This is a genomic window from Fretibacter rubidus (genome assembly GCF_041429785.1).
Classification (GTDB): Bacteria; Pseudomonadota; Alphaproteobacteria; order Caulobacterales; family Maricaulaceae; genus Fretibacter; species Fretibacter rubidus.
Genome location: NZ_CP163423.1, coordinates 2429375 through 2454859 on the forward strand (window position 1 = coordinate 2429375; position 25485 = coordinate 2454859).

A 25485-nucleotide genomic window follows, 5' to 3' on the forward strand; every position below is an offset into this window, starting at 1 on the left:
TATGCCTCTGACTTTTAAGACAATAGCCCTGCTAACTGTAGCAACGGCGATACTAGTGGCCTGTTCAGACACCGAGCTAAACCAAAGCACAACTGACAAGACGCCCCCAGTTGCAAAGACCGACGCCACAGCGACTGAAGTTGCGACAGTTCCAAGAACTGAGACGCGACAACTTCTATGGGGTGATACACATTTGCATACAACTAATTCCGCTGATGCGTTTGCCTTTGGCGCGCGGTTAACGCCCGAAGACGCCCTTCGTTTTGCACGCGGGCAACAGGTCATATCAACAACAGGAATTCCCGCCGTATTAGACCGCCCTTTAGACTTTCTAATGATTGCGGATCACGGCGAAGGGCTAGGTATTTCGCGTCAAATCATGGAGGGCAATCCCGCGCTTATGACAGACCCAACCGTCGCGCGCTGGAGTGGCATGATGCAAGAAGGTGGTGATGCCTCTGCACAGGCGGCTATGGAATTAATTAGCCGTTTTGCCGCCGGGAAAATGCCTGAAGTTTTAAGAGACCGCGCCGTTGTTGGCCCTATCTTTCGCTCTGTTTGGGAGGCGCACAACAAAACCGTCGATAGCTATAATGAGCCCGGGGCATTTACAGCATTCATTGGATATGAATATACCGCCCTTGATATTGGTGACAATTTACACCGCGTTGTGATGTTCAGAGACGGCGCCGATAAAGCCAATCAAGTCCTACCCTTCCCGGCAACTGTTAGTATTAATCCCGAAGATTTGTGGAATGCGCTATCGGCCTATGAAACTAAAACAGGCGGACAGATACTCGCAATCCCGCATAATTCAAATCTGTCTAATGGGCAGATGTTTGCCTTTAGCGATATTGAAGGTAATCCAATAGACGCTGATTACGCGGCAAAATCCGCGCGGTGGGAGCCCGTGGTCGAGGTCACACAAATTAAAGGCGACAGTGAGAGCCACCCGTTTTTATCCCCCAATGATGAATTTGCATCATATGGCGACGCAGGGTGGGAGCTAGGAAATTTAGATATGTCAGGCCGCAAAACGCCCGATATGTTTGCCGGCGAATATGTCCGCGAAGCCTTGAAACGGGGGCTAGAGCTTGAAAATAAAACCGGGATTAATCCGTTTAAATACGGGCTTATTGGCTCGACAAACTCGCACACGGCGCTCGCGACAGGCGACGAAAGCAATTTTTTTGGTAAACATAGCGACGGTGAACCAAGCGCAGAGCGCGCGTCCAAAGGTGACGGCCTGTCCGAAGTATCGCGTATGGGCTGGCATTATCTAGCGGGCGGATACGCCGCCGTCTGGGCGAAGTCCAATACGCGCGAAGACATCTTTGATGCCATCATGGCCAAAGAAGTCTACGCCACAACTGGCCCTCGGATTGCCCTGCGTATGTTTGGCAGTTGGGAGTTTTCTGACACTGACGCGCAGGCTTCAAACTTTGTTGATATTGGCTATGAAAAAGGCGTGCCCATGGGCGGCGATCTGTCAAACCCACAAGACAAAAACAAAGCTCCAACCTTCCTCATCAACGCCTTAAAAGACCCTATTGGCGCAAATTTAGACCGCGTCCAAGTCATCAAAGGATGGCGAGATAAGGACGGTGCGTTACAAGAAAAAATATATGACGTCGCCTGGTCAGACGACCGAACATTTGACGCATCTGGTAAATTACCCGCTGTTGGAAACAGCGTTGATTTATCAAGTCCAAGTTTTGAGAACTCTATCGGCGATGCAGAATTACGCACTGTTTGGACAGACCCCGACTTTGACCCCGATGTGCCTGCATTTTATTATACGCGAGCGATTGAGATTCCTACCCCACGTTGGAATGCCTATGACGCCGTGCGTTACGGCGCAAAAATGCCAGAAGGCGCCGTCATGGTCACGCAAGAACGCGCCTATAGCTCGCCGATATGGTATCACCCAAAATAATAAACTGAGTGCATTCACATGACGACCAAAACATTGAATAGCCCAAAATTTTCCTCATTTTGGCGACTTCCCCTCCTGCATTTCACTTTTCTTGGACTTTTGATATTTGCGTGGGACGCCATGCGCGAACAGGCACCGTCGGATGATAGCTATTCGATTGTCGTGACCGTTCCGCAAGTCGAACGCATGGTCGGGCTTTGGACAAAGACGTGGGGCCGTCCCCCGTCCGATCAAGAGTTGCAAGGCCTTGTGCGCGATCACATCAAAGAAGAAATTTATTACCGCGAAGCGCGCCGTTTGGGACTAGAACAAAATGACGTGGTGATACGTCGTCGTCTGCGTCAAAAAATGGAGTTTCTCTCCGCCGATATAATTGATGATGTCATCCCTGACGAGGCCACACTGCGGGCCTATTATAACGCTAATCAGCGAAAATACTCGCAAAGTGCGGTCTTTGACATTGATCATATATATTACAAAGCCAACCAAAAAAGCCGCGCCAAAACAGACCTTGTTACGCTTAGCCTATCTGGCCGTTCCGACAGCATGGGAGACAGCATTGCTTTACCCCCGACCTTAGACGATGCCGATGAAAGACAAATCGCGCGCGTATTTGGATCGCAGTTCTGGACAGAAATCCAAAACTTGCCCGAAGGGATATGGCGAGGCCCGGTAGAGTCAGGTTTTGGCCTTCATCTTGTTAAAATAAATAAGACAGATGACGGTGGCCCACGCCCGTTTGATAGCGTGAAAGACGCCGTCGCCCGCGATTGGCAATCCGCTGAAAAGCTAAAAGCACAAAACAAAAGTTTTGAGACGCTGATGTCCAATTACAACATTGATATTGAAATGCCGTCTGAATAATGCGGGCGTTGTTTTTTGTAATCATCATCGTTCTTTCCTGGTTTTCCAATGCAGCCATGGCGCATGAAATACGTCCCGGCTATTTAGAAGTGAACGAACACGTCGTCACCGCCTCTGATACGACTACATTCTCCTATGATCTTGTCTGGAAAGCCCCTATCCGTATGGGCGTGCCACTGGCGGTATCACCAGAATTTCCGACTGATTGCGTTCTGTCCTCAAATGTTGAGCGTAAAAATAGCGGTAACGCCGTGATTAGCCGTTATGGCGTATCCTGCGACACGACGATTAGAGGCAGCGTGATTTCGTTCAACGGATTGGACGCCACACTCACAGACGTTCTGGTGCGGTTTCAGCCCCATGCTGGCAAACAGCAAACTTTGCGCGCGACAGCCAGCACACCCTTTGTCACGCTTGCGGTCAAACCATCCCGCTGGGATGTTGCTCAAACCTATTTTATTTTGGGCGTTGAGCATATCTGGTTTGGCTTTGATCATCTTTTATTTGTTCTAGGCTTGGTTTTATTAATCACAGGCGCACGGCGCATTATCGAGACCATCACCGCCTTCACCCTCGCCCATTCTGTGACTCTAATCGCAACGACCTTGGGCTGGGTCAGTTTACCTATTGCGCCTGTAGAGGCTGTAATTGCCCTCTCTATAGTTTTTTTAGCGACAGAAATAATTGCTAAACACCCAAATGAAGACCGCTTTGCAGAACGCTACCCTTGGATTGTTGCTGCTGCATTTGGCCTTTTACACGGATTTGGCTTTGCCAGTGCGCTGTCAAATATAGGTATGCCAGAGCAAGATGTACCAACCGCGCTTCTGACATTTAATCTTGGTGTTGAATTTGGTCAGCTAGCCTTTGTTGCTGTTTTATTAATCGCTTTATTCGTCATTCAAAAAATGAAGATACGCCGCTTTACAGAAATTGCAGCGAGCTATTACATCGGAGCCCTAGCTATGTTCTGGCTCATTCAACGCGTCATTTAAGAGAAATGTAAGTGGTGCGTTCAAATGATGCTGTCAAATTATACTGCGGCAGAAACGTCGCCTATTCACCGTTGCTATGTTCCAACTAGGGCAGCCAGAGCCGCCAATTTATCCGCATCTCCGGCTGGTTTATCCCACCGTATACGATGGATGCGTGGAAACCGAAGGGCGTAACCGGATTTATGCCGCGGGCTTTCGTGGGCGCTATCAAAGGCGACTTCAAAAACGAGCTCTTTTTTGACCTCTTGAACAGGGCCAAAGCGTTGCAATTTATGGACTCTAATCCATTTATCGATGTCTTTCATTTCTTCATCTGTAAACCCGAAATAGGCTTTACCAATCGGCAGTAAACGCCCATCATCATGCCACAGGCCAAAGGTATAATCCGAGTAAAAGGATGACCGTTTACCGTGTCCGCGCTGCGCATACATCAGAACGGCGTCGAGCAAAAATGGCTCTCGTTTCCATTTATACCATGCATGTTTTGGCCGCCCAGCAACATAGCTGGACGTCTTATCTTTTATCATAATGCCTTCTATAAGGCCGCCCGTTTGCGTCGCATCGTCTCGTAATTTTGAGAGGTCATCAGGGGTCTGAAAGTCTAGCACGTCGGATAAGGAAAATCGGTTTTCGTTTTGAGACGCAATGAGAGCTTCTAATTTTGCCCGACGTTGAGCAAGCGGCAGAACTTGTAGGTTTTCAGCACCATGCTGCAATATATCATAGGCCATCATATGCGCCGGTAATTTGTTCATCAGCGCTTTGGTTGGGGCCTTCTTATTCAGCCGCTGTTGCAAATCATTAAACCGTCCGATTGTGCCGTCCACATGGATCAGCAATTCCCCGTCCAAGACGCCGTGAAAATTAACGGCCTCTAGCAAGTCAGGGAAGCTTCGGGATATATCATCGCCTTTCCGCGAAAACAGTTTGGCCCCGTTTTCATTAGACGCGATTTGCACGCGGATACCATCATATTTCCATTCTGCCTGATGCGTCGTCGGACTAATGCGAGCGAAGTCTTTGTCTTCGATAGGATGCGCCAGCATAACGGGGGAATAGGTCAAAACATCGGAAATATCGGGGATATCCCCTGCCCCGTCTATCCACGCAAATAGTGTCTGGTAAGGCGCCTCTATGCCGTGCCAAAGCGTCTCTATGACTTGAACATCGACATCGTTCATATTGGCAAGAGTGCGCTTTACCGAACGTGCAGACATACCAATACGCAGCCCACGCGTTCCAAGCTTTAGCAAAGCCCAACGTTGCGGCGGCGTCATATTATCCAGAAGCTCTGCGAGATAATCCTTAATCCCGTCTTTGTCGCGCGCGCGGAATTCTGTGATAACGTCGGACAAACTTGGTAGACGGTTAAGGCGTTTGGCATCATCATTTGGGCGCCAAGCCAGCGCAACCGTTTCTGATAATTCGCCCACATAATCGCGGGATATGTCGAATAAAAACGGAGCCATTCGCTCTGCCATCATCGTCTTGGTCAGATTACGTTTGAACAGATCAAAACGGAGCGTGCCCGCAATGGCCGCCAAAGCCCAGCCGCGGTCTGGGTCTGGCGTTTCCAAAAGATATGTCGCGAGTATTGCCTCTTTGGCTTTGGTAGAATTTGTAAAATATAAATCATCGAGTAATTGCGAGAAGCGCTCCATTAATCCGCCTCCTCGTCTCGCCCGATAAGGTTAAGCGCTTTGGCATTAATACCGCGCGCACGCAGGGCATATTCAAGGGCCTCCACCCGGCCGTGAGTAATCCAAACATCGGGCGCACCCGTGGCAACAGCCGTTTCAATAAGGTCATCCCAATCCGCGTGATCAGAGACAATCAGCGCCATTTCCGCGCGTCTTTGTCGTGCCCTTGCGCGGATTTGCATCCAACCCGATGCCATAGTCAGCAGAGGGTCGGGCATACGCCGCGACCAACGGTCTGCGAGAGCTGACGGTGGGCAAAGCACAATTTTACCCCGCAGCATATCCCGGTCTTTCACAGATATTTCCGATACGGGTATCCAGTCACCAAAGTCAAAACCATAACTTTCATAAAGCTCGGTCAGTTTTTTTAAGGCCCCATGAATGTAGAACGGATATTCATATCCCGCAGCGCGTAAGGCCAGCATAACACGTTGGCACTTTCCCAGCGCGTAAACCCCGACCATATGAGTGCGGTCTGGCAGGGTCGTTAATGACCGCATTAATTTGGCAATTTCGTCTTCTAATGGGGGATGTTTAAAAACGGGTAGGGCAAAGGTGGCCTCTGTCACAAAGACATCACACGGTACGACTTCAAACGGCGGGCATGTCGGGTCAGGATGACGTTTAAAATCACCAGAGATAACAACCCGCTTGCTGTCATATTCTAACACAGCCTGCGCAGAGCCCAGAATATGACCTGCGGGAGCCAGCCACAGTGTCACACCCTTGCCCAAATCTTGCCGTGTCCCGTAAGGTAGCGGCACGCCACCCGCAACGGAAGCCTCTTGATAACGGGTTCGCATGATATCAATCGTCTCTGGCGTTGCGAAAACGGCTCCGTGGCCTGCGCGCGCATGATCTGCGTGACCATGGGTGATAACCGCGCGGTCAACTGCGTCATGCGGGTCAATGAAGCAATCCGCTGGGGCGCAATACAGGCCCTGCGGTTTTACTTGCATCCAATTCTCAACCGAGGCGTTCATCAATACGTATCCAGTCTTTAACCCACATAGGATTATGCGCGCCAACTTACATACGACAAACGCATCATTAATGGATGATGTTCCCAAAGCTTTTCAGGATTGGTTTACAGGCCAAGGCTGGGCGCTGCGCGATTATCAAGCCTATATGGTGGGGGCTTACGCGCGGCGCGAAGACACTCTTTTGATTGCGCCGACGGGCGGCGGTAAAACACTGGCGGGGTTTCTACCCAGCTTGATAGATCTGTCGCTGAAGCCAGCGGTGCACCCTGCAAAACTCCATACACTTTATATCTCTCCCCTACGGGCACTAACTAATGACATTGAACGCAATCTAATGCGCCCCGTTGAGGACATGGAGCTGCCGATAAAAATCGGTGTCCGCACGGGGGACACCAAACAATATCAACGCGCAAAACAACGCAAAACGCCGCCCGATATTTTACTGACAACACCTGAGAGCCTCATGCTGCTTTTATCTTATGAAAACGCGGCGGACTATTTCGCAGACTTACAGACCGTGATTATTGATGAGTTGCACAGTTTCGCAACCAACAAACGCGGGGATTTCACAAGTCTTGCGCTCGCGCGACTAAGAACCCTGGCCCCAGATCACATTCGCTTTGGTCTATCAGCGACGATTGCCAAACCCAAGGATGCCGCCGCGTGGTTAGGCGCAAGTGGGACCCCCGCAGCACTCCATAGCGTAGAATCAGCCGCCAAACCCAAAATTGATATTTTAGAACCAACCGTCAAATTTCCGCTGGGCGGTCATAATCCACGCTTTGCTGTGGCCGATATCTACGCACAAATTAAACAGGCGAAAAGCGTTATTGTGTTTGTAAACACACGCGCACAGGCAGAATTGTTGTTTCAACATCTATGGCAGGTCAATGATGATAACCTCCCCATTGGGCTTTATCATGGGTCGCTATCGCGAGACCGCCGCCAGAAAACGGAAAACCTGATTGCGGAGGGGCATTTGCGGGCCGTTGTCTCAACATCCGCGCTAGAGATGGGCATTGATTGGGGTGATGTTGATATGATCCTGCAAATCGGTGCGCCCAAGGGAGTAAGCCGCCTATTACAACGCATTGGGCGGTCTAACCACCGCCTGGACGAGCCGTCAAAAGCGGTCATGGTGCCGACTAATCCGCTAGAGGCCGTCGAATGTGCAGTTGCCATTCAGGCCATTGAGCGCGGTGACCGTGACGGCGAAGATTACCGCACGGGTTCCATGGATGTCATTGTCCAATATATCGTCAACCGGGCCTGTTCAGGCAAAGTCAAACCGCGCGAATTGCTCGCAGAAATCCGCAGTGCAACACCTTATTCAAAGTTGAAAAAAGCGGACTTTGATGCGCTATTGCGCTTTGCGGAAGACGGCGGTTACGCACTTAAGACATATGAGCGGTTCCACCGCCTTAAGAACAGCTCACGCGGATATGCCATTGCAACACAAGCACAAGCGCGTCGTCACCGTATGAATATCGGCACCATCGTTGAATATGCCAAGTTAAAAGTGCGCCGTATGGCAAGCCCCATATCAAAACGGGGTCGCGTTGTCGGCGAGATTGAAGAACGTTTCGTCATGCATCTTAACCCCGGCGATACGTTTATATTTGCTGGCGAAGTGTTAAAATATCACGGCGTCAGAGAGATGGCGATACAGGCCAGCCCCGCACGTCGCGCGCGGCCAAAAGTGCCTGCCTTTGCGGGCGGTATGATGCCGTTATCAAGCTATTTGGCGGACGGGGTAAGAACAATGGTGTCTAGTCCGTCCCATTGGAGCGGATTGCCTAGCCAAATTCAAAACTGGTTGAAATTGCAATCAGATTTTTCTGCGCTGCCCAAGGCACAAGGTGTATTAGTCGAAGCATTTTTTGACCGCGATGATCACGTCATTGTTCTGCACAGTTTTGAAGGCCGTAAAGTTAATCAAGCGCTAGGTTTTCTGCTTACCAAACGCATGGAAAAGGTCGGGCTAAAACCGTTGACCTTTAGTATTACAGATTATGCTCTGACAATTACATCGCTAGAGCCCGTGAACAACATTCATGCCCTTCTGACGCCAGACATTTTAGATGACGCATTGACCGAATGGATTATAAATTCCCCCATGGTGAAGCGGTCATTTCGTAAAATTGCAACAATTGCGGGGCTGACAGAACAACGTCTGCCTGGTGCGCAACGGTCTATGAAGCAGGTCACATTCAGCACAGATTTAATATATGATGTTCTCATGAAATATGAGCCTGATCACATTTTACTGCGTATCGCGAGGGAAGAAGCCGAGCGTGACCTTTTAGATATTGATCGTTTACGGGACTGGATGATGGATATTCAAGGAAAAATAGAGGTGAAAATTCTTCCCCATGCGTCCCCTTTGTCTATTCCCTCAATGTTGCAATTGGGTCGCGAACATATTCAAGGCTCCGCAGACAAAGCTCTATTAGAACAAGCGTCCGTGGATAGAGGTCAGGCGCTACTCTCTGACGTGCAGCACTCACTTAATGAAATGGTGCAACCTCGTGCCAAATAAGGTCATCCATCAAACACAAGCGGGCGAAATTATTTTCGACGGGCGGAAGGTTGCGTTTCTACCAAAGTCCAAGACACTCCTGGTCGCAGACCTTCATTTTGAAAAAGGCAGTTTTTTGCAAATGAACGGCCACGCACCATTGCCTGCCTATGACACCCAAGACACGATTAACGCCTTAGCCGCGGTGATTTCTGACTATGAACCCAGCCACGTCGTCGCTTTGGGGGATAGTTTCCACGATATTGATGCGGGCCTGCGTTTATCCGAAGGCCATAGCCGGGCCATTAATGATATGATTAAATCTTTGCCAGAGTTCACATGGATACTCGGCAATCACGACCCTGATATTCCGCAAAGCCTGCTTGGGCAGCAACAAGACCATTTAACCATTGACGGGTTTTTATTGACCCATCTGCCGACAGGTGGCGCCGAGAGCGTGAATATTTGCGGGCACTTGCATCCCAAAGCAAAGATAAAGCTACGGCGGCGGCATTTATCGAAGCCCTGTTTTGCCTGTTCTGACGACAGGATAATCATGCCGTCATTTGGCACCTATACAGGTGGTCTGTGGGTGACCCACACCGCCATTACAGATGTGTTGAATGCGCCGGCCCAATATTACGCCACGGACGGCGAGGATATTTTTCAATTAAGCGAAAACTCTGTGCAAGCTTACCCAAGCTTATAACCAAAAATAAAAAAGGGGCACTGCGAACAGCACCCCTTTAAATTTGATTAGGTGACGACCCTAGAAAGTGTAGCTACCACCAAAGATGATGCGGCGATCAGGCAATCCAACGAAACATGTTGGGCCTTCTTTCGTAGCACATTTTTGGATGATGCCTGATTTAGTCAGGTTCGTCGCTTCTACGCCGATATTGAAGTTATCAGTAACGTCATAGTTGATAGAAGCGTTAAGCTGTCCGCGCGCTAATGTGTGCACAGGGAAGCTGAGTGTTGAACTACCCGATGTGTTAGCACCACCGCCAAAGTCATTTGTACGGAAGCTTGAACGCCATGTGTAGCGTGCGCGAGCCTGTAGACCATATTTCTCATAGTAACCTGTAATATTATAGGCTGTTTTAGAGAAATCCAGGAGGCCGCGTGGAACGCTGAGCGGTCCAAGAACGGTTAAGCCGCGACCCGATGTTGTATCAACCACAGTACCACCAGAGAACTTCTGAAGCGTCAAGTTACCAGCCGCACCAAAGCCTGATGCCCAACCGAGACGGTCTTCAAAAGACGACAGGTCATATTGAAGCGCCATTTCAACGCCAGACTGTGTTGTGACAGACGGATCATTACCCGGCTGCGTGAAATCTACACAGAGACCAGTTGAGTTTGGATCACCAAGCACATTTGGCTGAACTGTCGGGTTGAAGAAACCAGAAGAACAGTTCGGGCCAGACTCGCGAACCAAGTCACTTGTGCCGTTCAGACCGTTCACATCATTGACGTCAGCAACAAGGGCGGCGCCTTCGAAGTTCTGACCAAAGATGTTTGTGCGGTCTTTTGTGAAGTAACCAATACTAAAGACAGCTGACGGGGCGAAATACCAATCAGCAGAGACATCAAACGACGTCACTTCTTCTGGCTCTAAACCTGGGTTACCAAGGCTAACAGCTGAGTTTTCTTGGTTGTCCAAGGTAAAGCCAGACGCCAGTGAACTAAAGTCAGGACGGCGTACGTCTTTACCATAGCCAAGGCGCAGAACGACTTCGTCAGACGGCGTTGCAACCAAGTTGAAACGCGGTAAGAAAAACTCATAGCTACCGCTTGTTGTTTCCAACTGACGTGCAGCACCGTTAATGGATGGCGCATAGCCCGTTGAATCGATATCAGTAGAGATATAACGAAGACCCAAGTTACCGCGGAAGATACCGCTGGCAAAGTTGGCTTGGCCGTAAAGCGCCGTCGTTTTTTCACTAATATCACGATAAGCGTTCAAATCTTCTGACAAGTTGAGCGTCAAATCACCATCGGCATTTGGGTTCGCAAGACGGTGCGCGGCCAGCGCGGCTTCCAGTGAAGCCAAAACTGCGTCTGGATCAGAGAATGAGAGATCCGGGTCAACAAGCAGGAAGTCACTGATAAACAAGTCGCGTCCGTCCGCATCACCAAAGTTATCGGGACCAACAACAAGGATATCAGAGAACGCTGAGCCGCGAGGCGCATCTTCTGCCTGGCTAAACCCGCCAATACGGTCATCGATATCAATAAATTCATGTGTTGATTTGTTGAAACGAATACCCGCTTCGACAGATGTCAAATAGTCACCAAATTTGCTGTCTGTAAAGTCATAGGCAACGTCAAGACGCGCTGCGCTTTCGGCGTTGTCTGTTGTATTACGACCCACATCGACCTGATCCAGCATCACATTGTCTGGGTTCGTTAGATCGGCAAGTGACGGCGCAGTTGGCGAATCAAAGTTGATACCCCACTGAATTTGATCATTGCGCAAATCATAACGGAATGGTGTGCAGTTATCATTCCGGCTGTCGACATTGATACAGTTCGGGTTGATAAAGTTGACTGTCGTGTTGAATGTCGGCGTCGACGAGTCAGCAGATGATGTAGCCAGTTCGGCTGACACGTCCCAGTTACCACGGGTCCATTCGCCGCCTAATGAGAAGATTTGACTGTCAGTGACACGCGCCGCAGTTTCGCTCGAAAAGCGCAGGTTACCATCGTGATCTGTTGGACCAGGTTCGATAATACCAACCAGCGCACCTTCTAGGACAGGACCACCAATCGCGGTGTAATCCAGCGTTTCAAATTCTGTTGGCGCGTTTTCAGGACGGGTTCTTAGGCCCGAAATACCAGACGCCTGTAGACGGTACTGGTCACGGCTGCGCTCTTGATTATTGATAATCGCAGACGCCGTAAGCGTAAGCTCTTCATTCGGTGCCCACTCAACAGTCGACGCCAAGTTTAGAGTTTCGTAGTCATCGTTCTCTTGTTCCTGAACAAGGAACTGAACACCTTGATAGGCTGTAGGGCCGACCGCTGGATTGACAGTCAGGTTATCACGGTCAACGCGCGGACGGAAAGAAACAGCTTCCTGTTCAGTGTAGCTACCCGTGATAACAACACCAATTTCACCGCCGCCAGTGTCCCAGCGGTTACCAAGTGCGCCAGAAATACGGGGCTTAATGCCTTCGACGCTAAGGCTACTGTCTTCACCTTGAACACGGATGTTCATCAACGGCTTTTTAAGATCTAGCGGTTGGATTGTTTTAAGATTAACTGTTCCGCCGACAGACCCTTCAATGGTCTTGGCTTCGGGGGCCTTAATAACTTCCACAGAGGAAATGATTGCAGGGTTTACATCTTCAAAGCTTATGCCGTTACGACCGGCGCCAGAACCGACTGAGGAAATACCATTAATTTCAACGCGGTTAGAGTTTGAACCCCGAATCTGTACGCCCGTACCAACACCGGCTGTACGCGTGATTTGGATACCTGTGATATTTTCTAGAACTTCGGCAAGGTTTTGATCAGGAAGCTTACCAATGTCTTCGGCGCGGATAACTTCAATCAAGCTATCGGCATTGCGTTTTTCAATCAGCGCATTTTCAAGAGAGGCGCGAATACCCGTAACGATAATCTCGTCCTCTGGGTTATCTTGCGCCATGACAGCTGTTGATGTTGCCATCATTGTAAGACCCGTACCAACGAGCAATGATAGCCGGAGCCATAATGCACGATTCTGACGTGCGGGTTGTGTTGAGTTCGACATAATTTTCCCCTGTGGTGAATAATGTTAGTATTATGACATTTTTATTGTAATTTATACCAATGAATGGAGCCAATCGCCCCCTTCTGTCAACCACTTAATTAAACCAATATACATTAAATTGGTCCTACCAATTTAATGTCTGCATGTATTTAATGCTTAAGATATTGAAGGGTCGCGAGAGATAATGACGGCTGACCTAATCAAAGGACGCCTTAACCTCATAAAACGTGGCCTGCGCATAGTCATCAGCGCGACCTGTATTGTTTTGATTATAAACGCCCGCTTTGAAATACATGAACTCGTCAGCGGCATCATATCCGCTGCCCGTTTGATCGATTGTGTGGGCGGCTATAATAGCTCCGTCCTGAATGATGCGCACGTCAATGAAATTACCTCGCGCCTTAATCTCGTAACTAAACACCTCATCAAGCGGAATACCGTTCATTGGGTCGTCTTTGTAATTCTTACGCTCGCCAATTAAATCATAATAAATATCATCGCCGCCAGAAGGTTCGTGGGATGCAAAGATAACGCCGTTTTTATGCCCCGCGCGCTTACGATAAAAAAGCTTCACAGGTTCGTCATGCTTGGCATGTATCTGCCCAATAACAATAACGCCGTGATGAATTTTCTTGCCGCTTTCCGTTGTGCGGTCTATTTTCAAGGTCGCCGTCAGCGTTCCGTCCACGGCGCCCGCCTTATCTTTGGCTTTTTGGGGTGCAGACGAAAAGACCCAATTGTTCTTGTTAGGCGTGCCGTCATTATTGCGTGTCGAAATACTGCTGTCGCCACGACGTAACATGCCGCGCAACTCTGACCGCACATTCTTGGTATTCTTAGATGTTGTCGGCCCTTTATTAGGGGCGCGCATGACCATCCCGCCATCATCGCCCGTGTAGAACCACGGCTTCATGGTAAAGCCGCCCGCAAGGTCTCTTTCTTTTATATTATCCGCCTTGCCGTCTTTGTTTTCATCAACAGGCACGCTGAGCGTCCAGCCGAGTAAATCAAAATTTTGACCGGGCGTAAAATCTGGCGATAAACCGTAGCCGCCTGATTCGCGGCTAATGAACCGCGTGCTGGTCTCGGCCTCGCCGTCTACAGGGGAAACATCGAAATCATCAAATCGCGCGCCCTTGTTGCGACCGCTAGCGAAGACGTAAACAAGGCCCGTGTCGTCACTCTCAAATGTAACCGATACCGGTGACCATTTTTTGGCTTTCATATTCGCGTCAAAAAATATTTCTTTCCCGACCTTAACCCCAATTACGCCGCTACCCTTTATATGGGCCGAAAGCGTGTAAGGTTGGTTTGGAGCCAATTGTATGGCCTGTTGGATATTGCCGTCTTTACTTAAGATTTTTACCGATTTTTCGCCCAAAAAAGCATCGCCCGATATGGAAACGTCTTTACCGTTAGGGTCGTGTTCTGCCCATGCGCCAATACCCGCTTCAAAACCACCATCCGCCATTAAAGCTGTTTGGGCAATAGCAAGAGAGGACAGGCCCAAAGAAAGACCTGCCCCCAAAATTAAAGATGATAGTCTGCGGCGCATTTAGCGCTGCACGCGACCAGAGCCGTCGCCGCCCATGAGGTTTTCAACCTCGGCCCGTGACACGCGGTTATAATCACCCAGTATGGAGTGTTTCAACGCGGATCCCGCGACCGCAAACTCAAGGGATTGCTGACGGTCCTCATAGAGGTTCATCCCTGCAATAAAAGCAGACGCAAAGCTATCGCCGCCGCCAACGCGGTCAACAATATCTGTCAGTTCGTATTTCTTAGACGATAGAAAGCCGTTTTTACGGTCACGCATACAAGCGGACCATCCATTGATATTGGCATTAACGGCCGCGCGCAGAGTAATGGCGATCGTCGACATGCCCGGATAAATATCCAGAACTTTTTGCGACAATTCTTCATACTTTGATAAATCGAGATGTCCGCTTCCGCTTTCAACGTCGACGTCGACTGAAATACCCAGTGATTTCTGGCAATCTTCTTCATTAGCAATACCCACATCGATATGCTTGACAAGGTCTCGCATGACCTCTGGCGCGGTCTTGCCGTATTTCCAAAGCTTCCCGCGGAAGTTAAAGTCACAGGACGTTGTGACGCCCGCCTTTTGCGCCTCTTTTACGCATTCCAACGAAAGATCAGCACAATCTTGCGACAGGGCCGGTGTGATACCTGTGATGTGCAACCACTTTGCGCCCTTGAAAATCGTTGGCCAGTCAAAATCGCCAGGCTTACACTGGCTAATAGATGAATGCGCGCGGTCATAGATGACTTTCGATGGGCGCTGGTTTGCACCTGTTTCAAGGTAATAAATTCCAACACGGTCGCCCTGGCGTTTGACGTTCGAGACATCAACCCCTAGGCCGCGCAGTGAATTAATAGCGCTCTGCCCGATGTCGTTGTCAGGCAATGCTGAGATAAATCCCGCATCAAGGCCGTAATTGGTTAGGGACACAGCCACATTGGCCTCGCCCCCACCAAAGGTCGCTTCAAAACTGGGGCTTTGGAAAAAGCGTTCATAGCCCTGCGTACGAAGGCGAAGCATAATCTCGCCGAAAGATAGAAAATCTGTCATTTTAAAAATCCAATAATAGGGTCAAGCCGTTACTTCTTCAGCTTGACAAAATAGTCAAAAATTTCCGGCACGTTACCGTTACCCATACCTGCATCGACAGCGGCCTGAAGGCTTGTTGATGTGGCCTCAGCCACAAGTGAACGTGAGCCCAAATCAGACATCATCTGCGCAAAGTAACCAAGATCCTTATTCGCATTATTGATAGAAAAGCCGAGGTCACTCACGCCGTCTACCGCGTAGTTTTTACAAAACTTCATAAAGGGTGAGTTTGAAGGACCGCTGGACATGATGTCATAAAGCTGTTGGCGATCGACACCCGCAAGCTCTGCCGCAGCAAACGCCTGAGACATAGCGGTCACGGTTGTCATACCCATGAAGTTATTGATGAGCTTTGTTGTGTGACCGGCACCAAGCGCGCCGAGATAAAAGACGTTTTCGCCCTGTTCTTTTAGCATTGCTTCGTATTTATCAAATGTCGCCTTGTCGCCAGCGGCCATAATATTCAGAAGGCCGTCTTTGGCGTGGGCTGGTGTGCGGCCAAGCGGGGCATCAATCATGCCGACACCTTTTGCGGCCAAATCAGCGCCAATTTTCTTTGTAGACGCCGGAATGGACGTACCAAAATCAATGAGCACAGAGCCTTTTTTAATACCTGCTAAAACGCCATTGTCTCCGTAAACAATCTTTTCAACGACGGCAGAGGTTGTGAGACAAAATTCGACGATATCCGATTTCTCGGCCAGTTCTTTTGGCGTCTTTGCTTGGCTTGCATTACCGCGTGCAAGGACGGCATCAACGGCGTCCTGATTAAGGTCCATAACGATAACTTCAAAGCCTCGCTTCTGAAGGTTTTCCACCATATTGCCGCCCATAAGGCCAAGGCCAATAAATCCTATGACTGGTTTTGACATATTTATAATTCCTGTTTTCAAGTATAATCTAAAGAGTGAGTGATGCGGTTTTCACACCGCGTTAATTAAAGAGCCCAATGTAGCTATAACGAAACTGATAACGCCTCGCGCCGTCTGCTTTTAAGCATTCGCCGCTTCGTTTGGCTTTGCGCCTTTGTAATAATTTTCGAAAAAATCTTCCCGGATCGGCGAGAACATATCGAGCAATGTACCGGCTTCAATACAGATAGCACCGTGCATCACATGTGGCGGCACGAAGAAACTATCTCCCGCGCTCATGCGCTTTGTGACACCGTCAATCGTCACGTCAAAGACACCACTCTCAACGAAGGCAATTTGTGAATGGTAATGCTCATGCTGATACCCTTCTGCGCCTGTCTCAAACATGGCTTTCACGAGCATAAGGTCGTCATTATAGCCCATGATTTGACGTGTTATCCCGCCGCCAACATCTTCAACTTTTACGTCTTTTTGAAATGAAAATATTTCGCTTTGCATTTAAGGCTCTCCATTCGAATGAAATACTTTATAGGGCCCCGTCCAGACCATATCTTGACCGTCAACCGACACGCTATGTGCTTGATCTTCTGTCATGCTTTTTGCAATCCCCAACCCGACAATAGCGCCAGTTTTTGTTTCAATCCGCACATAATCTGCGCTATCGCCAGCAAAGTGCTTCACATCTGCAACTTGGCTGTGGCTCCCGATTGTATACTCAACGGTCGGGTTATAATCACCGTGAGGCTCAATCACAGACACAAAGCGAGCGCCGTTCGTCGTTGTGGCACGCAGGATAAATGCAGGCTCATTACGCAGGTTAAAATCAGGGTCATTCGCGCCGATTTCTGCAAAAAGAACCTTTGTGTTCTCTGGCACGGCTGTGGTGACAGAATAGAAGCTACGGTCAAGAAGCCAGGTAATTTGAGACGTTTCACCCGCGTCAGCCTCCCCAACTTTCCATAAATATTGGTAACCGTTTGCCGTACCAAGCGGTTTACGAATAAGTGTGTCGGCTTCGATGTCTAAATTCGTATCAACAATATGCCCATTGTAATAAAATGGTAAATCATATTGATGCGGTGTATCGGCATGACCCGTCATCACGTCAATAATAACAGGGCGAGTAAAGGCCGGGTCGTCAATCATAGCAACGTTACGAACCATGCGGACATCATCATAGGCTGTCGAAATTTCAGCTGACGTTATCTTCAAACCGTCCGATACGTAAAATGTACCTAGCTCTGGCGAATGTTGATTTCCCAGCACTGTGGAGCCGCCAAAATGACTAGTTTCGTCAACAACGAGCGCGTTATGCGCAATCGTCTGCTTAGCAAATTTATTATTCTCAGGCAGGTAATGCCCGCCGTATTTGGCCTCTACGTTGAGGAAGCGCGCGGCGGCATAATCCCGTAAAATTTCATAGCCGGCATCATAAACCAGAATTCCCATTTTATCGAAATGGCCATGACCCAAGCCTTGGGATGTATTCTTTGCAACGATGACTAAATCATCGGGATCCTCTGACGCCCGAATAATATCAAGCGCGCCTTCTGTGCCGTCTTCACCGTCACCAAGACGCATAGTGCGGTAGTTAAAAGGCTCACCCTTTCCCGCAACAATGTCTTGCGACAATTTACGGCTTTCTGGCGTTAGCATGAACCGCCCTTGCGCTTTGCCAATAGAAAGCAGGCCTTTGTCACCGGTCAAATCATAAGCAATCGCGACACCGTGAACAAGCTCTCTTGTCTTGATGCCCTTTTCCTTAATCGCATCATTGATAGGGAAAAACAGGCCTCCATAATTTTGCTGGATCGTTGTATAAATTGCTTTTCTCAAAATCCCGTCGCGCTTTTCAAAAATTTTAAGCTCGGGGTTATTTTTCTGAACTTCTTGCGCGAAAATCACGAAAGGCATCAAGGCAAAACGCTGATAATACGGACCCTCATTGTAATATCCGTCTGGGGAAAACAGCTTATCCATTTGTTTTAGAAAGCCCGCATCGCCTGACTTATCAAGACCAAGCAAGGCTTGCTGCACATACTCATCATCACCAATTGCGTAGCCCGTCAGGCCAACGGCAGCCGTCGCCCATGTGCCGTGATTATGAACTTTGTTAAACGTTTCGGGCGAGCCATCAGATAGAAAATCCGACATATTTCTTAGCAAATCTGTCTCGATTAAATCCCGCTGTTCTTGCGTTAGCGTATCTTTTATAGCGGCGTAGCTTTGCGCGGCATTGAGTAACCACATGCTTTCATTCAAGTTCTGCCAAAACATTCGGCCTGGGGACTGCTCTTTCTTGGCGGGGTGCAACGCCCAAGACGGGTAAACCTTCGCATAGGCGAGCATAAGCTTGCCCGCATAATCGGCATATTGCTTTTCACCTGTCAGCTTGTAAATCTGGCCTGCATTATAAATCAGCGTCGCATATTGCTTGTGCTTTTCATGCGTATAACCGCCGCCGGGATCTTTTGGAACGGGCACAGTGATAGGCAGTTTCATTTGCGCCTCAAGCTGCACTTTAGCCGCATTCAGATCGTCTTCAAAGGTTGGCCCCTGATAAGAAGACGCCGCAACATTCGCCTTTTTAGAACCGACCGAGCCTTGCGCAGTGGGTGATTGAGATGGCTGGCAGCCAGCCACAGTCAAAGACACGCCACCAGCGATTATGAGTGAAGAAAGCTTACGCATTACGGGTTTAATCCTGTATTATTTTCAATAATCGCTGTTGGCGCTGTGCCGCTGTTAAGCTCGACATTGATGACAGCGGGCGTTGCAATAAAGGTGTTATCCGTGACCCTTGTTTTTGGCTCGCCAACCGTGTGATTAATCACAAAAGGCGCGCTATCCTCTATCTTGTTCTTGGACACATCTGTCACCTGCACACCGTGAATATAAAGCGATGATTTTGACTTGTTACGTTTATCTTTACCCACATTTTTCAAAACACTATTCGTGATTTCAAGATGCGGACCAAAGGTGCTTTCGTCCGTCCCGCCGCGGTAATAGTCAACGATATCGCCACCGATATTTTCAAATGTCGAATTTCGTATCGTTAAATATTCCGCATTATAAATGCCGTAATCGTCAATCTCAGCATCCAGCGAAAAAACAGCGCCCGTGACATCAGTAAAGCTAGAATCTTCAACTAAAATATAATCTGCAAAAGTGCCCTTAGCTGCTTTTACAACAGTGAAAGAATGATTGATATCAATGTCCGTGAAATTGGAATTAAGAATTTCCAAACGGTAGTTCTGCAGCATTGAGTAAGGGCTTGTCCGAATAACGGCATTCCCCGCATTATCGGGACTATCTTTGCCGGAAATATTCAGACCGTCTATTTGCAAGCTACCGCCGTCCAAAATTTCAAACAGGGTTGTGCGCTCAAAACTTACGTTTGCCTGACCACCACCCGAAAAGCTTAGCGGCTTGTCGAGCTTAATAAATTTACTGACCACATGATTGCCTGGTGCAAGGGCAAGCGTGTCCCCAGCCGAGGCGTTTTGCACAGCTTCAAAAAGCGCATTATCTTCGGCTTTCACAGCAATGGTTTTGCCAGAGCCAAAGGCAACAACAGGCTCTGCCTTTGGATACCAATCGGGGCCAACCATATCCTTAGTCGTCACCACCAAATCGCGCGGCGCACCAGAAGCAATATCGGCGTCAGGGTAAAGCAAGCCGTTGGATGCGCGTGATAGGGTTAAATCTTGACGCGTAAAACCGTCAGCAAAATCTGGCACATCGCGGTTGGCGATAATGTTATCGTCAAAGGCAATGCCAGAAACATCATCATAAACTGTGAAAACATCACGCCCATCAGCGTTAGAGATTAGATTGCTTTTGAACACACTATCAATTGGAACGGCGCTACGCTCACTATCGCTACCCGCAGCGAGCTGGATATTATCACTATTCACCAGCGTGTTGCTCTCAATCACCGCGTCTTTGACTTGATGATAGCGGTTGATACTAGAATTAGGCACACCGTTCATCACAACAAGCGCCCCACCAAACCGTGTCCCCTTTAGGCCTTCCATATAATTTCCGCGTACAGTTTGCCCCGCATTAATCACGCGAATACCGCCTGTGTGATCTGCGTCACCACCAAAGAAAACATTGCCTTCAATCAGGTTATTGTTGCCGTGACGCATCGTTAGCGTTCCGCGGCTCTCAAAAAAGGTATTATTCCGAAAAACGTTTTCGCCAGATTTATTTGAGATAATCTCAAGCTCGCCATCAGCGCGGTCAAAATAATTATTCTCAACGACCGTATAGCTATTGCTAAGCGAATAATGACTTGTCCCAATGCGGAGCGTTTCGCCGCCATTAGATCCCAAAATAGGGCGCGGGCCAAAGTAATTATGATCAATCCGGTGACGGTTTTCTTGGCTGGCTTCGGTTTGCAACCGCACAGCCATTGTCACACCCTTATTACGCTTACCGACAAGATGGTTGTGGTCAAAACGGTTATTCTTACCGTACATCAACACCCAGCTATCAACCTCAAAGCGCTCTGGTTGATTGAAATTATCAATAACCACCTCGGTTACCCGAGAGTTATTGGCCAATGTTTCCTTGTCCTGCCGAAAAGCGATGACCTCGCCCGTCGGCGTGTATCCGTCCTTGAACACAAGGCCGGACACTTCCAGAAACTCCCCCCCCAATCGTAAATTTGATTGCCCCGTAAGAAACACTTCGCCTTTGGTCTCAGCCATAAGACGTATCGGTTTATCGGCCTCGCCCTTGCCAACGAAAAGGATTTCAAAATCCTCCCACGTTCCGTCCGCAAGTTTTATTGTGTCGCCAGGGCCCGCTTTTGATAATGCATCTTGATAGGCGGCCTGCGTATCAACTAGATAGACACCCAACTCTGCGGTCGGCGCGCCTTGGCATGCCGTTAGCAAAAGGGCGACCGATAGCGGCACTAAACGCAAAGCGTTACCATGAATATTAAAGCTTATAGCAAGCGCCACAATGTCCCCATTTCAAATTATTATTATAATTTGAATATCAGGAAAAATAGCCCGCAAGTCAACCAATATTAAATACCAATATTCCAATATTGGTATAGGCTAAGCTAATCTATTTGAGAGCTTAGCAGAAAACGTGAGCGGCTTTCTGACGCTTTGCGCTTCACTTCACGGTAAGCCTCCTCCTCTGAGGCGACAAGCAGCGCTTCAATCATACGTGTAAAGTGCTCTCGCATCGCGGCCCGTGCCGCAGATGAGTCGCGGGCCTTTAACGCATCCAGAATACGGCGATGCTCACGCTCCCGGTGGTCTGCATCTTTTTGACACACCGCACCATAAACGCGCTGCACTTGCGCAGCTTCAGACCGCATTTTCCACATGTTTTCAATCGTATAGATAATAGCGGGGTTATTCGTGGCCTGCGCAATTGTCAGATGAAAAAGCCGGTCGGCCTCTTCGTGGTGACCGTCATTCGCGTCATCGCCCGAGACCATGTCTTGCACGTAACCTTCCAAGGCCTCCAGTGCTTCGTCCGTAATAATAGGCGCCGCAAGCGCGGCAGCTTCAGACTCAAATAAGGCCCGCGCCTCGGTTAGCTCAAACGGTCCAACTTTGGGCAGACCCCGCCCCAATTGACCAGAGCCATCCAAAACATAGGCGCCAGACCCAACCTTAATATCGATACGGCCTTGGGCCTGTAATGAAATTTCAGCTTCACGCACGGAGACGCGACTCACGCCAAATTTTTCGGCCAAGTCACGCTCACCTGGCAATCGACTACCCGGCGGGAATACACCGGAATCAATAAGCTCTAAAATCTGATTAGCCACTGTATGATAAAGACGTTGATCAGCCATAAGTCCCTCCACCAAAGCTTTATACCAATATGAGCATCTAAAGGCGTTTGTCTATACCAATTTATTTTTTGGAAAGAAAAAGGCGCGACATCCAAAGATGTCGCGCCTTTTGACGTTAAGATATGGAATGATCTAGCGGACTAGAATTTACCGCGAATACCAAAGAAGATACGTGGGCCGTAAGAGTTGACCTCGTAAATATCATCTGGAACCCATTTAAACTGACGCTTAGGCTCATCAAACAGGTTGATGGCTTCGACAGATACACGGAAGTTATCATTCAACTTATATGACGCGCGCGCCTCAAACACACTCGTGTCACCAATTAAGCGGATACGTGTTCCGTTAGAAATGAACGGCTGGAAGTAATCAGAGCGGTATTTATAGATACCCTGTAAATCCAGGTCGCCGATTTGGTAATATACCTGACCCGAGAACACGTGCTCTGAGAGGCCTGGGATGCTCGCCGCAGGAACAATACCTGCATTCGTTTGCGTAACAGTACCGTCAAGGCCGCGCGTGAACTGATCACCATAAAGGCTATCTTCAAATTCGAAATCTGTGTCAGCGTAGTTATAGCTTAGCTTCGTACCAAAGCCGCTCAGCGCGCCAGGCAGGTAAGAGAAGCGGTGTGACGCTGTGACTTCAAAACCATAAAGGTTGTTTGTGTCTTCGTTCACTTGCTGAACAGACACAGGGAAAGTCAACTCTTGACCACCAACTGTGTATGTTTCGTTTTGAACAACATTTTCAAACCCGCCGCGGAAGCGTTTGTAATAAGCGCCAACAGCAAAGATTGAATCTTCATTTGGATACCATTCGACACCCGCATCAAAGTTCCATGATGTCAGCGGCTTAAACGCTGGGTTACCACTTGTTGTCACGCCAGAAATCAATCCATCCAGTGATGTGATTGGGTTTTCATCATCATCCGTATCAACAAATGAGATATTGCGGTTAAAGCCCATATCCGATGGGTCAGCACGCGAAATAGCCTTAAACACGCCAAGACGCATTAATGTCGTATCATTCAGATCGATAATCGCATTAGCGCTTGGCAAGATCTCTGTGTAATCAAACTTTGACACAACACGCTCTGATGCACCGGCGCTTTCGACGTTGAAGGCGCCGTTTTCATTTGTGATGTTGAACGCTTGCCGGAAACCAACAGATTCAATCTCAGTGTTGACCAGACGCACACCAATATTACCACGCACAGGGTAAGCGCCCATTTGTGTCTCGTAATTCGTCATAGCGTAGAAGGCGGTGACATTTTCAGTCACATCAACCGTGCTCGACGTCTCACGCGTTAGCGACGGAATACCCGCGCTAAGCAGTGGCACAAGGTCATCGCCAGATGACAACAGACCGTTCAACACGCCGTTCAGGTCATTTAGCGAATCAATCGCTGTATTGACCAAACAGGTCGTATCAAGAACAGCCCATGAGTTACGGGAGCTTAGCAAATTGCCGTCGCTATCGAAGTTTTGAACCAAATCACCATCGCGAATACTGCTTAGGAAGTTCGTTTCTGGGAAGTCCTGACCGCAGGCATCACGAGAATTCGCGATGATATTTAACAGGCCTGGCGCCCCGCGCAGGTCGCTGTCAAATTCGCTGCCGCTATTGACGTATAGACGTCCGCCATTGTTATCGCGGATTTCAATTTCTGTCCGTGTGCCGTCATTGCGGTCACCGCCCGCAACACCCAGGAATTCAAGACTGGAATAACGACCACCAAACTCTAGACCTTTAAACATGCCTGTGTTTTCAAGATCATATGTGAAATCAAGACGCCCCGCCGTTGATGTATTGCGGCGCAGAAGATCGTTGTCGATACGAATACGCAGACGGTCAACAAAATTTGTTGGGTCAGCCACATCAAATTCGTCATTAAACAGACGGTACTGCGGAATGCCGCTCGCGCTATCCCATTGAATAACTGGCGTAATATTGGACTGAATACGATAGGCTAACTCTTGCTCTGTCCGTTCAGTGCGAGAATAAGATACATCGGCAGTCATATTTAACCGATTTGTGATGTCTACGCTGACGTTCACACCGCCACCAAGATACTCCTCGTTCTGCGCCCAATCACCGCCTTGGATTTCAATTGTGTTATCCGTGGTGAAAGACGTAATGGCACCCGATGGGTTACGCTCCAGAAGCTCCAAAGTGCTCGTACCCTCATTACCGGGTAGGTCGATGTCGCGGTCATTACGCTTTTGGCCGTTAAAAGTCAGATCGTTGCGCTCTTCTGTGCGGTCACGGTTTGAATATTGAACATCAAAATTGATATCCATGCTGTCGCTTGGCTGGAATTGCAGGGCTGCAAAGATTGCGTCACGCTGGTCGCGTGTGTCATTTTGACGGTAATGACGTTGTGACGGCACAAAGACGAAATCTTCGCCGTCGCTATAGGCAAGTCCTGTCGCAGGGTTGATAGTTGTATCATAGCCATCTGGAATACGGCTGCCGTCATCACGCGTACGGCTGCTGTTTTGGTCTTCGCAATCATCATCGCGGCTAGTCGCGACGCTCCCAAAACCTTGGTTTAGCGGGCTGTTGATAACACATGCAAACGATGAACCGCTAGTGTTACTGGTCGAGCGCACTTCTTGCTCTGGCTGTGAAATATCACTGCGCTGCACACCAATCGCGAGGCCGACGCTACCGCCGCCTGTCATGTCCCACTGATCAACATAAGACGCTGTACCGCGGAAACCGATATCGCCAGCAAGCGTATCTTTTTGATCAAGCTGATCAGGGTTGACGTTACCTTTCAAATCAAACTGAAAGCGGCGCTTCCCATAATCCAGCGGCTTAAGTGTTTCGAGTTGGATTTGACCTGCAACACCGCCTTCGATTTGACTGGCGTCTTGTGTTTTGAAAATCGCTAGTTTGCTCATCAACTCGGACGGGAACATGGAGAAGTTAACAGAGCGGTCACCAGAACCATTCGTTGCTTCGCGGCCGTTAAATGTTGTTGAGCTAAGATACGGCCCAAGACCCCGGATCGATACCTCAGTTGCACCGCCGTTTTCACGGTGAGACGCAACACCTGTGACAGTCTCTAGCGCTTCACCAATAGAGAGCGCGGGCAGATCACCAATTTCAGAAGCCGATAGACCATCAACGATTTGTGTGCTTTGACGCTTTAACGCGATAGCATCTTGAATAACTTGGCGTGTACCTGTGACAATAACCTCGTCTGGGTCATTGTCTTGCGCAACAGCGGCTTGTGAAAAAGCAAGCGTTGAAGCCCCCACACTTAATAACAAAGCAGCCTTTAGAACGGGCTTAAACTTTGACTGTGAGGCAGGCAAAAATATGGAAGGTGTTGTCATTGATATCCCCTGAGAATTTTGACTTTGTAATTAAAACTAGAAGAACCAATA

General features: G+C 48.9%; 16 protein-coding genes. 5 read left to right on the forward strand and 11 right to left on the reverse strand.

Features of this window, described 5'->3' with window-relative positions; all coding sequences use genetic code 11:
- The first annotated feature begins 1 nt into the window (after position 1).
- From AB6B37_RS11225 to AB6B37_RS11235, 3 genes are all read left to right on the forward strand, one after another.
- On the forward strand, positions 2 to 1936 hold the full coding sequence (locus AB6B37_RS11225; protein WP_371395893.1) for a DUF3604 domain-containing protein: 1935 nt from the start codon (positions 2 to 4) through the stop codon (positions 1934 to 1936).
- Positions 1937 to 2056: 120 nt separating this feature from the next.
- Positions 2057 to 2800, forward strand: coding sequence for a peptidyl-prolyl cis-trans isomerase (locus tag AB6B37_RS11230; RefSeq protein ID WP_371395894.1), 744 nt, complete (start codon positions 2057 to 2059; stop codon positions 2798 to 2800).
- Positions 2801 to 2856: 56 nt separating this feature from the next.
- Complete coding sequence (locus AB6B37_RS11235; RefSeq protein WP_371395895.1) at positions 2857 to 3795, forward strand: HupE/UreJ family protein; 939 nt, start codon at positions 2857 to 2859, stop codon at positions 3793 to 3795.
- Positions 3796 to 3869: 74 nt separating this feature from the next.
- Here the strand turns inward: AB6B37_RS11235 and AB6B37_RS11240 are convergent, their stop codons facing one another.
- Entirely contained in the window at positions 3870 to 5456 is a 1587-nt protein-coding gene (locus tag AB6B37_RS11240) for a cisplatin damage response ATP-dependent DNA ligase (RefSeq protein WP_371395896.1), read from the reverse strand.
- The gene (locus AB6B37_RS11245; RefSeq protein ID WP_371395897.1) at positions 5456 to 6478 is read right to left on the reverse strand and encodes a ligase-associated DNA damage response exonuclease; all 1023 of its coding nucleotides are present in this window, start codon (positions 6476 to 6478) and stop codon (positions 5456 to 5458) included. The genes AB6B37_RS11240 and AB6B37_RS11245 overlap by 1 nt, the downstream gene beginning before the upstream one ends.
- 34 nt (positions 6479 to 6512) lie before the next feature.
- Here AB6B37_RS11245 and AB6B37_RS11250 point away from each other — a divergent pair, with 34 nt between their 5' ends.
- Together AB6B37_RS11250 and pdeM are read left to right on the forward strand one after the other, a co-directional pair.
- Positions 6513 to 9017: a ligase-associated DNA damage response DEXH box helicase gene (locus AB6B37_RS11250; RefSeq protein ID WP_371395898.1), complete on the forward strand. Its 2505-nt coding sequence runs from the start codon at positions 6513 to 6515 to the stop codon at positions 9015 to 9017.
- Positions 9007 to 9705, forward strand: a complete 699-nt coding sequence (pdeM, locus tag AB6B37_RS11255) for a ligase-associated DNA damage response endonuclease PdeM (RefSeq protein ID WP_371395899.1) — start codon at positions 9007 to 9009, stop codon at positions 9703 to 9705. Before AB6B37_RS11250 ends, pdeM begins: the two co-directional genes overlap by 11 nt.
- A 60-nt stretch (positions 9706 to 9765) precedes the next feature.
- On the opposite strand, the gene AB6B37_RS11260 is transcribed toward pdeM, so the two are convergent.
- The 9 genes from AB6B37_RS11260 to AB6B37_RS11300 form a co-directional block, all read right to left on the reverse strand.
- Positions 9766 to 12756 (reverse strand): TonB-dependent receptor, encoded by a 2991-nt coding sequence (locus tag AB6B37_RS11260; protein WP_371395900.1) that lies wholly within the window; start codon positions 12754 to 12756, stop codon positions 9766 to 9768.
- Positions 12757 to 12952: 196 nt separating this feature from the next.
- Positions 12953 to 14311: a polysaccharide lyase family 7 protein gene (locus tag AB6B37_RS11265; RefSeq protein WP_371395901.1), complete on the reverse strand. Its 1359-nt coding sequence runs from the start codon at positions 14309 to 14311 to the stop codon at positions 12953 to 12955.
- Positions 14312 to 15349 carry a PfkB family carbohydrate kinase gene (locus tag AB6B37_RS11270; protein WP_371395902.1) on the reverse strand — a complete coding sequence of 346 codons (1038 nt, stop codon included), beginning with the start codon at positions 15347 to 15349 and terminating at the stop codon, positions 14312 to 14314.
- Positions 15350 to 15378: 29 nt separating this feature from the next.
- Positions 15379 to 16260, reverse strand: coding sequence for an NAD(P)-dependent oxidoreductase (locus AB6B37_RS11275; protein ID WP_371395903.1), 882 nt, complete (start codon positions 16258 to 16260; stop codon positions 15379 to 15381).
- A 120-nt stretch (positions 16261 to 16380) separates the two neighbouring features.
- A complete protein-coding gene (locus AB6B37_RS11280) occupies positions 16381 to 16758 on the reverse strand; it encodes a cupin domain-containing protein (protein WP_371395904.1) in 378 nt (125 codons plus the stop codon).
- On the reverse strand, positions 16759 to 18951 hold the full coding sequence (locus AB6B37_RS11285; protein ID WP_371395905.1) for an alginate lyase family protein: 2193 nt from the start codon (positions 18949 to 18951) through the stop codon (positions 16759 to 16761).
- Positions 18951 to 21194: a polysaccharide lyase 6 family protein gene (locus tag AB6B37_RS11290; RefSeq protein WP_371398445.1), complete on the reverse strand. Its 2244-nt coding sequence runs from the start codon at positions 21192 to 21194 to the stop codon at positions 18951 to 18953. The genes AB6B37_RS11285 and AB6B37_RS11290 overlap by 1 nt, the downstream gene beginning before the upstream one ends.
- 143 nt (positions 21195 to 21337) lie before the next feature.
- Positions 21338 to 22087, reverse strand: a complete 750-nt coding sequence (locus AB6B37_RS11295; RefSeq protein ID WP_371395906.1) for a FadR/GntR family transcriptional regulator — start codon at positions 22085 to 22087, stop codon at positions 21338 to 21340.
- A gap of 140 nt (positions 22088 to 22227) precedes the next feature.
- Positions 22228 to 25434, reverse strand: coding sequence for a TonB-dependent receptor (locus AB6B37_RS11300; protein WP_371395907.1), 3207 nt, complete (start codon positions 25432 to 25434; stop codon positions 22228 to 22230).
- Positions 25435 to 25485: the final 51 nt, after the last annotated feature.